The sequence below is a fragment of the Sphingomonas abaci genome (genome assembly GCF_014199625.1).
Taxonomy (GTDB): Bacteria; Pseudomonadota; Alphaproteobacteria; order Sphingomonadales; family Sphingomonadaceae; genus Sphingomonas; species Sphingomonas abaci.
Map to the genome: position 1 here is coordinate 1,105,810 of NZ_JACHNY010000001.1, position 6,000 is coordinate 1,111,809.

The following is a 6,000-nucleotide window of genomic DNA, read 5'->3' on the forward strand; positions in this document are numbered from 1 at the left end:
ACGGATTCGACTGAAATTGTTAAGCTGGATCGGCTAAGAGGGCGTCCGATTGCGGGGCAAGGTGATGATCCGGATATTACTGGCTGAAGACGATCAGGTGATGCGCGAATATCTGGCCCGCGCGCTGGAGCGGTCGGGCTATGCGGTGGTCGCGGTTGATCGCGGCACGGCGGCGGTGCCGCTTCTCGAGCAGGAGCGATTCGACCTGCTGCTGACCGATATCGTCATGCCGGAGATGGACGGCATCGAACTGGCGCGCCGCGCCAACGAACTGGCCCCCGACCTGCGCGTGATGTTCATCACCGGCTTCGCGGCGGTGACGTTGAAAGTGGGACAGGCGATGCCCAACGCCCGTGTCCTGTCCAAGCCCTTCCACCTGCGCGACCTGGTGGCGGAGGTCGATCGGCTGTTCGACCGCCATGACGCATCGGGCCTGAATTGAGTCCCGATGCAAAATGGGGCTTGCACCCCCGAAAACCCCCGGCTAAAGGGCCACCTCCGGCGGGCGTGTAGCTCAGTGGTAGAGCACTGTGTTGACATCGCAGGGGTCGCAAGTTCAATCCTTGCCACGCCCACCATCGAAAACCCCGCTAGGCCAACGGCTTAGCGGGGTTTTTGGTTTTCATGCCCCCGAGTTGCGCGTCGCGGTTTTGCGTGGCTTTTGCGTGTCATGCCGAGTGGAACATCCGGGCTCACGGGGGCCTCGAGGGCACTAGGGCGGCTGCGCCAGCGGATTGGGAGCGGCAGCGATGGCGTGAAAACGACTGGCCATCATACCCGCCGCCGCCGTCCATCGGGACCGACTTGCGTGGGTTTTGCGTAAAGCGGCATCGCTATCTTCCGGGCCAGCTCGGACGCAATGTCCTCCAGCCCCTGTCGGGTCTCCGACAGATACTCTGGGCTGAAGATCACGTAGTGCCGCGTCGAGGAGGGCAGCACCGTGTGGCCGAGCGCCAGCGGGATTTCCTGCTGTGAGACGCCGCGCTGTGCGATCAGAGTCGCCATGCTGTGGCGCATCAGCTTGGGGCCGAAACCGATCGGTACCTTGAAATGCCTTGCCATGACGCTCCACGCCTTTTTGACGTCCGCCACGGGCCGCTGGACCAGCCAACGGTCCTCATCCTTCTCGACCACGCTCTCGTGACAGACCAGCCGGTCGTCCGTCGCCTCCAGCCAGTTCGCCAGGAGTGATGTGACGGGGAGCGCTGGTCGATTTTTGCGCGTCTGGATCCGCCCCGCCGGGTTGAGGTCGAGCACGCTGGCGTTGCGGTGCCATTGCTGTCGGTCGGGCCGCACCGAGATGTCATAGAGCGCATCCGGCCGCGCCAGCGTGCAGATCGCACCGATCAGATAGCGTCGCAGCGGCATCAGCCGTGCTGGATGCGCCGGGCTGAGCTCCGGGTCTCCTTCCGCCGTATAGTCGAGCATCTCGGCGATCTGGTCGAGCGAGAGACGGAAGTTGCGCTCCGGCGTCACGGCGGCGCGGGGCAGGTGCTTCAGTTCGGGCACCGCCTCCATACGCTTCACGTTGAATCGCAAGGCTGCCTTGAGCTGGATGATGCTCTCCTCGACCGTCGACTTCGCCCGTTTGCGGGTCGATACGGTCCATCCGCCGGTCGCCGGGTCACGCCGCCGCTGGGTCACGGGATCGATCTCGGTCCCCCAATGGCGAAATCGCTTCAGCCATTCGGAGTCCAGGACCTTCGGCGGCACGGGTTCACGCAACACACCGACCTTGAGTTCATGGTCGATGAACCGGTTCACCAGTTTCAGCCGGGCACGGATTGCGTCGGCGCTGGCCTGTTCGGCACCGTGCAGCGTCCAATAGTCCGTCATAGCCTGATGGACCGTGTAGTACGCCTTGTCGTCATCGGCAGGCTGGTGGAACGCCAGATAGTGACGGTCGAGCACCTCGGTTGCTACGCAAAGATCAGCCGTGCCCGTGCTGCGTCGCTGCATTCGGCCGGAGACCGGGTCGTACCAGCAGATGTAGAGGTCCGGGCTGACGACCTCACCGCCCTTGCCCCGGAGGTGATCGAGGTGGAATTCACCCCGGCGGTAGAAAACTTTCGGTGCCGGCACTGCGCTTTTTCCTTTAGGATTTCGCTTCGCGCCTTTCCGAGCAGGTTCACTGCACCCACCAGGGTAAGGAGGTCGAGATCCTCCGACTTGAGGTTGATGCCCCGGCCCGTCTGGATCGCACGGGCGATCTTGCGGTCGAGCCGCAGGATGGCGTCGGCGGTTGCCGCGTCGATCATGTCCTGGGGGAGGACCGGGCCGGTCCCCGGCGTCATCGCGAGGGTGCCGCCGGCGTCCGCGTCGATGCTCATCATGTCTTTTCCTTCCTGACGTGGGTAACCCCCACGTGCAGGGCCTTCTTCTCACCCGAAGTGGTCGTCGGTGACCTTCAAGCGATCCGCGATCTGGCGTCGCGAGACGGTGACGCCAACATCCGCGGCAATCACCGGCCATTCGGTCAGCGCGCCGCGCGTCTGGTCGATGATCTGGCCGATGACGCGATCCGACAGGCCATGGCGGCGGCCCAGCGCGAGGACGTGCGCGCGGGTCGGCGTGCGGCCCTCGCCTTCGACCGCGAGATAGTGTTCACCGCCTGGACCGACCGAGAAGGTCAGGTCATAGGCTGGGGCGAGGCGCCACTCACCGCTCAGTCCCATCAGATAGCTGTGCTGCCGGGTGTGATCGTCGCGGTTGTGTGACAGAACGTTGAAGACCATGCGGCGGAAGGCCTGCTCGACGTCGCCGGCATGGCGGGTGATCGCCAGGGTCGCGCGCAGGAATCCGTCATAGTCGAGGCTCGGCATCTCGGACGGGGCTTCGGCTGCCCCGGCGAGGGATACCATGTGCAGCCGGCGCCCGGGGGCCGGTCGGTCGAAGCGGCGCGTCGCGAAATAGCCAGGTCCGTCGCGCTCGGGCAGTACGCGGGATTCCGCGATCGTCAGGCCGGCGGCACGGGCCATGCGCGCATAGGCTTCCTCGACCGGACCGATGTCGATCGGATCGCCGGTCGCGCGGAACTTGACGATCCAGGCGTCATGGCCATCCGCGGCCTCGCCGACGCTGATCGCGCCATCGGGGGCGAAGCCGACATGAACCTTGGGACGAGCGCCGCCCGACGCGCCGCCCAGCGCCGCCAGCGTGTCGACCAGTGCGCCCTCGTCCCCGGCGAGGAGCAACCGCGATTCCTCGGCCAGGGCATCGAGATCGATCGTCCCGATCGCATCGTCAGGCGTGGTGGCTGGCTGATAGACCAGCGCGCCACGGCCACCGGCGCCGATGATCGCCAGCTGATCGACCGGGTTCAGCGTGTCGAACTGGACGTCGATCCTGGCGAGGCGACGTCGCAGCAACAGCCGTCCCCAGGCATCGGGCAAGCTGTCCGCCAGAAAGCCGTGCAGCCCGCCGAACGACCGGCTCCGCGTGGCGTGCAAGCCCGGTTCGGGAGGATAGAGCAGCGGGGCGATGAGCAAGCCGCTGCGGATCACGTCGGGCGACCATTCGAGCTGGGCGACGCCACCGGCCATTACGACCCGGCCGGCTGGCGCAGCGGGCATGGCATCGTCGAACGCCAGCGCGAGCCCCAGTGGTGCCCCCGGCCTCAGCTTCACGATGGAATCCTCGACACTGCACGGCGGCAACGCTTCGGCGCCGTGCGTTCGGTCATCCGGTTTTGCTCCAGCAGAGCATCCATCGAACTGGCCACCGGCTCCGGGAAGAGGGCGAACAGATCCTGCTCGCACCGCAGCACCACGGCCGCGCGGACGAGGTCGTCGATCGACGCCTTGCCCTCGGTCTCCAGGCGCCGCCAAGTGCGATAGGAGACTCCGGCGCGGGCTGCCGCATCGACCTGTGTCAGGTTCATCGCCAATCGGCGGCGCTGAACCTTCTGGCCGATTTCGACAGAGATCTCGCTCGGCGCATACATCATTGTCCGTATATGGCCTGTAATTGCCGCTTTGGCAACTTTAGAGGCCATATACGGACGACCCGATGAGCCAGTACAGCGGTGCTATTCAGCAGCCTCTGCAATCGGCTCCGGTGGGTCGAAGCCGAGGTTGACGATCCGGATTTTGCCCCGGCGCGTATCGATCAAGCCGTCCTTGCTTATCAGCGCCAGCTCCTTGGCCAGAGTGCCTGGCGTTTTCGCTTTCTCGCCGTCTACCTCGTCGGTGATCGTGGCCAGGACCGCACAGGAGGCCTTCGTCGTGTTGAATGCGGCACGAAGCGCATCCCGTTCGATGACCGTGTTGGGTTTGCCGCCGTCGAACGATGCCAGAAGTGAGAGCACTGCTTTCCGGAGGTCCTCCGTATGCACGCCCTTCTTGCCTCGTGGCTGGAGCAACGCCGTACCGAAGATGCCTGGGAAGTCGGCCGTGATGTGGTCATAGGCGCCTTCCTCCCTGCGCCTCAGCAGTGCGCGAGGCCGAAGATCCGCCCCGAGCGAGTTCGCCTTGGCTACCTCGACGATGACGACATCGCGGTCCGTCAGGCCCGGATGAACGGCGCGGACTGTCTCGAGGTTTTCGGACGCTCCGGCGAGTCGCACTTCGACCACCGAGCGTGGCGTGGTAGACCACATGGCGGATCCACGAAGTCGTTCGATCGCGGCGTCCTCGGTCTTCCGCGCGGCGTCCTTGGGCGTATGATCAATCACCGCCCAGAACATCTTCTGCCGGTAAGACAATCTGTTCAGGTGGAAGAGGAAGTTACTGGCCGCCTCCGAGTTGGCCAACTCGAAGCCTGCCATCGACACGGCAGAGTCGAGGATGACGCCCACGATGCGGTCCTCCGGCCGGCCGTCCTCTTCGACTTGCTTGTTCCAGTCGTCCAGAAAGGCCTCGATGCCGTCGAGAACGGGGCTTGGCTGCCAGCGGCCGCCAGGACCGTGCTGGAACAGGCAGGCGTTCGGCTCCGGGAACTCAGTCTGCGTCATGCTTAGGAATGCCATGACGTGGATGCGCTGGCATAGAGCGACGGCATCCTCCTCGGTACCGCCGTTCTCCCGCATCAGGCGGCGTGTGACGTGCTCCCCTGAAACTCTGCCAGTTTGAGCTAGAGTCCGCCTTCGTGAGGAGACGGATGTGAAGAAGACCAGGTTCAGCGAGGAGCAGATCATCGCGGTGCTGCGCGAGCAGGAGGCCGGGATGAAGACCGCCGACGTTTGCCGCAAGCACGGGATCAGCAGCGCGACGCTTTATGCTTGGAAGGCGAAGTATGGCGGCATGGACGTGTCGCAGGCACGCAAGCTGAAGGTGCTCGAGGAGGAGAACGGCCGGCTCAAACGGCTGCTGGCTGATGCCATGCTGGACAACGCCGTGCTGAAGGAAGTGGCGGGAAAAAACTGGTGAAGCCCGCCGCTCGGCGGAAGGCTGTCGAGCATGCTCGGCAGCTGTTCGGCATCAGCGAGCGTCGGGCGTGTACCATCTTCGGCGTGGACAGGACGTCGGTGCGCTATGCGCCCCGGCGTAGTGATGATGGCGACCTGCGGTCGCGGTTGCGCGAGATCGCAGCCGAACGGCGCCGCTTCGGCTACCGACGGCTGGGGATCATGCTGGCCCGCGAGGGGCTGGTCATGAACCACAAGAAGCTGCTGCGGCTGTACCGCGAGGAGAACCTGCGGGTCAGGCGCCGGCGTGGCCGCAAGCGAGCGATGGGCACCCGAGCGCCCATGGCGCTGCCGCAAGGCCCGAACCAGCGGTGGAGCCTCGACTTCGTCAACGACACGTTGATCAGCGGCCGGCGCATCCGCATCCTGGCGGTGGTCGACGACTTCACGCGCGAATGTCTGGCGCTGGTGGTCGACACCTCGCTGTCAGGCGCGCGTGTCGCCCGCGAGCTCGACGCCATCATCGCGGCCAGGGGCGCACCGCCGCTGATGATCGTGAGCGACAACGTCCTATGTCGGGAAGCAGCGGCGGGTTTTGGCCAGCAGATATCCATGCGCCGACAATCATCGGCGCGGCATGCAATCTGAGCCAGATG

5 protein-coding genes, 1 tRNA gene and 1 pseudogene are annotated in these 6,000 nt (G+C 65.1%); 3 read left to right on the plus strand and 4 right to left on the minus strand.

The annotated features are described in order from the left end of the window. The first annotated feature begins 64 nt into the window (after window positions 1-64). Both cpdR and GGQ96_RS04980 read left to right on the plus strand, forming a co-directional pair. On the plus strand, window positions 65-442 hold the full coding sequence (gene cpdR / locus GGQ96_RS04975) for a cell cycle two-component system response regulator CpdR (RefSeq protein ID WP_184112051.1): 378 nt from the start codon (window positions 65-67) through the stop codon (window positions 440-442). A gap of 61 nt (window positions 443-503) precedes the next feature. Further along, window positions 504-578 (plus strand) — tRNA-Val (locus GGQ96_RS04980). Window positions 579-771: 193 nt separating this feature from the next. Here GGQ96_RS04980 and GGQ96_RS04985 read toward each other — a convergent pair. The 4 genes from GGQ96_RS04985 to GGQ96_RS05005 all read right to left on the minus strand — a co-directional run bounded on the left by GGQ96_RS04985 (window position 772) and on the right by GGQ96_RS05005 (window position 4,951). After that, window positions 772-2,082: a site-specific integrase gene (locus GGQ96_RS04985; RefSeq protein ID WP_246360036.1), complete on the minus strand. Its 1,311-nt coding sequence runs from the start codon at window positions 2,080-2,082 to the stop codon at window positions 772-774. 299 nt (window positions 2,083-2,381) lie between these two features. Beyond that, window positions 2,382-3,626: a HipA domain-containing protein gene (locus GGQ96_RS04995; RefSeq protein ID WP_184112055.1), complete on the minus strand. Its 1,245-nt coding sequence runs from the start codon at window positions 3,624-3,626 to the stop codon at window positions 2,382-2,384. Next, window positions 3,623-3,946, minus strand: a complete 324-nt coding sequence (locus GGQ96_RS05000; protein WP_184112057.1) for a helix-turn-helix domain-containing protein — start codon at window positions 3,944-3,946, stop codon at window positions 3,623-3,625. Before GGQ96_RS05000 ends, GGQ96_RS04995 begins: the two co-directional genes overlap by 4 nt. Before the next feature lie 81 nt (window positions 3,947-4,027). Next, window positions 4,028-4,951 carry a hypothetical protein gene (locus tag GGQ96_RS05005; RefSeq protein WP_184112059.1) on the minus strand — a complete coding sequence of 308 codons (924 nt, stop codon included), beginning with the start codon at window positions 4,949-4,951 and terminating at the stop codon, window positions 4,028-4,030. Window positions 4,952-5,099: 148 nt separating this feature from the next. Between GGQ96_RS05005 and GGQ96_RS05010 the strand changes: the two are divergent. After that, window positions 5,100-5,911: pseudogene (locus GGQ96_RS05010) on the plus strand (IS3 family transposase); the annotation flags it as partial. Window positions 5,912-6,000: the final 89 nt, after the last annotated feature.

Bases quoted from the DNA above. Each gene is read 5' to 3' on its own strand.
- cpdR (WP_184112051.1), top strand. From the start codon at position 65: ATGATCCGGATATTACTGGCTGAAGACGATCAGGTGATGCGCGAATAT.
- GGQ96_RS05000 (WP_184112057.1), bottom strand. From the start codon at position 3,946: ATGATGTATGCGCCGAGCGAGATCTCTGTCGAAATCGGCCAGAAGGTT.
- GGQ96_RS05005 (WP_184112059.1), bottom strand. From the start codon at position 4,951: ATGACGCAGACTGAGTTCCCGGAGCCGAACGCCTGCCTGTTCCAGCAC.